The following is a 2541-nucleotide window of genomic DNA, read 5'->3' as shown; positions in this document are numbered from 1 at the left end:
GTAAGCATGCGGTGAGAACCGCGGGGCGGTCAATCAGGCTGCCTGATTGACTTGCTTATGTTGGTCTCGCCAATTCCATGGCAGCAGTTCGTCAAGCCTTTGGGCTGGATGTGCAGCGATGCGCGCCAGGACGTCGGCGAGCCAGGCTTGCGGATCCAGGTCGTTCATTTTGGCGGTGACGATCAAGCTGTACATCGTCGCGGCACGGTCGCCACCACGGTCGGAGCCGCAGAACAGCCAAGACTTCCGACCCAGGGCGATGCCGCGCAGGGCTCGTTCGGCAGCGTTGTTCGACAGGCAGATGCGGCCGTCGTCGAGGAAGCGGGTGAACGCGCTCCAGCGCTTGAGCATGTAGTCCATTGCCTTGGCAACGTCGTTGCGGCGTGAGAGCTTGGCGCGTTGCTCGCGCATCCAGGTTTTTAAATCGGCGACCAGCGGCAGGCTGAGCTCCTGGCGGACGGCCCGGCGCCGTTCGGGCGTCTCGCCGTTGATGCCTCGCTCGATCTCGAACAAGGCGTCGATCCGGCGGACTGCTTCCAGTGCCAGAGGCGAGATCACCGCTGGCTTTTTGCCCTGCACCTTGCGCCGCGCATTCTCCGCCAGATCAGCCATCACGAAGAAGGGCCGCCTGGCATGGACCCAGCACGCGGCTTCCAGAATCGGACCTGCGTTGCGGCCTGGGTCGTAAAGCTTGCCATAGCCGCCATAGGCATCGGCCTGGAAGATGCCGCTGTAGCCGGCCAGATGGGCTTGGGGATGCTCGCCGGCGCGATCGCGTGAGTAATAGAACACGGCTCCGGGCGGGGCCTGCCCGCCAAAAGGTTTGTCGTCGCGCACGTAGACCCAGATACGGCCGGTGTCGGTCTTGCCTTTGGCCAGGACCGGCACCGTCGTGTCGTCCCCGTGCAATCGCTCGGCGCTCAGCACATGGGCCTCGATGCACCGGAACAAGGGCATCAACGCAACCGTACAACCGCCGACCTGGTCGGCGAGGGTCGACAGGCTGATCGGCACGCCTTCCTTGGCATAGCGTTCGGCCTGCCGGTTCAGCGGCTGGTGCTGGCCGAACTTCTCGAACAGCACCATCGCCAGCAAGCTTGGCCCAGCCCAGCCGCGGGCAATCACATGGAACGGCGCCGGGGCCTGACTGATCTTCTCGCAGTCCCGGCAGCTGAACTTCTCCCGGACGTGCTGGATCACCTTCCAAGATTTCGGGATCACCTCCAGCGTCTCGGTGATGTCCTCGCCGAGCTTGGACAATCGCGAGCCGCCGCAGCAGGCGCACGACGTCGGCCCTGAGACGATCACGCGCTCGCGGGGTAGATGCTCCGGGAACGGCTGGCGCGATGGCCGCTTGCGCGTGAACGATGTCACCTTCGTGGTCTTGGTCGCAGCTATTTCGGCGGCCAGTTCATTCTCGGTCGCTGAGGCCTCGAGCTCCTCCAGCGTCAGTTCGAGCTGATCCAACAGCCGGGCGGTACGCTCCGAGCGAGGGCCATAACGATCACGGTTCAGCTTTTCGATCTGCAGCTTCAGGTGAGCGATCAGCGCCTGGTCGTCGGACTGTTGGGCGCGAACGTTGGCGAGTTCGGCGCGGGTTGCCAGCAACGCGGCCTGCAGCGCCTCAATGTCTTCCGGCAGCTTCTTGGGACTATCACCCATGCACCAATGGAATCACAAAAGCTGCGATTTGGCGCGTACTTTTTGCAATCTCAGGGGATTCTTGCCCAACCTATCCGGCGCTTTGCGGCCGCCAGCTGTGTTGTGGGTTGCGCCAGTCGATCGCCTCCAGCAAATAGCCCATCTGAGCTGCGGTCAGCGACACTACACCGTCCACCGTCGCCGGCCAGATGAAGCGGCCACGGTCCAGCCGCTTGGCGTAGAGCGACAGCCCGACCCCGTCGTGCCAAAGCGCCTTGACTAGCGTGCCGGCACGACCACGGAACACAAAGACGTCGCCGGCAAAGGGATCTCGCCCAAGGCCCTCCTGCACCAGCAACGCCAGGCCCTGCATGCCTTTGCGCATGTCAGTGTGACCGGTTGCGATCCAGATTCTTGCCCCTGCTGCGATCGGGATCATCGCCGCTCCAGCAGATCCAACACGCGAGACAACGCGGTCATATCGACGCCGGCATCCACGATCACTCGATAAGCTTTGCCGGAGACAATCTCCATCCGTCCGCTCGCCGACGTCGCTAGAGCTGTCGACTGCACTGACGGCGGATCCGGTATCACCATCGCCGGCACAAAGCCGGGCCGAGGCTCTTCATCACCGCTCGCCCGGGCCCCAAACGATCGCCGCCAAGTCAGCAGCAGCGAGCGCGAGATGCCGTATCGCCGCGCTGTCGATGAGACGGACCGTGGGGTCTGCAAACTCTCCAAGACGATCTTGAGCTTTTCATCGTCGGTCCACCGACGACGCCGGCCAGTCTCAACAACCTCAAACCGCTCGACCTGAGCACTGCACTTATTGCTGTCCATAAGCGCTGTTACACAGCACTCACCTTAACCTGACAAGGCGGCCGTCACCGGAGGGAGACG

3 protein-coding genes are annotated in these 2541 nt (G+C 63.3%); all 3 read right to left on the bottom strand.

The window, feature by feature from the left end:
* Positions 1-33: 33 nt before the first annotated feature.
* The 3 genes from tnpC to tnpA all read right to left on the bottom strand — a co-directional run bounded on the left by tnpC (position 34) and on the right by tnpA (position 2481).
* Positions 34-1662 carry an IS66 family transposase gene (gene tnpC / locus AC0L3U_RS38170; protein WP_473364929.1) on the bottom strand — a complete coding sequence of 543 codons (1629 nt, stop codon included), beginning with the start codon at positions 1660-1662 and terminating at the stop codon, positions 34-36.
* A gap of 70 nt (positions 1663-1732) precedes the next feature.
* Positions 1733-2080, bottom strand: a complete 348-nt coding sequence (tnpB, locus tag AC0L3U_RS38165) for an IS66 family insertion sequence element accessory protein TnpB (protein WP_473364928.1) — start codon at positions 2078-2080, stop codon at positions 1733-1735.
* Positions 2077-2481: an IS66-like element accessory protein TnpA gene (tnpA, locus tag AC0L3U_RS38160; protein WP_473364927.1), complete on the bottom strand. Its 405-nt coding sequence runs from the start codon at positions 2479-2481 to the stop codon at positions 2077-2079. Before tnpA ends, tnpB begins: the two co-directional genes overlap by 4 nt.
* Positions 2482-2541: the final 60 nt, after the last annotated feature.

It is taken from the genome of Bradyrhizobium sp. Kon69 (assembly GCF_055807515.1).
This window is presented reverse-complemented; position numbering and strand designations above follow the sequence as displayed.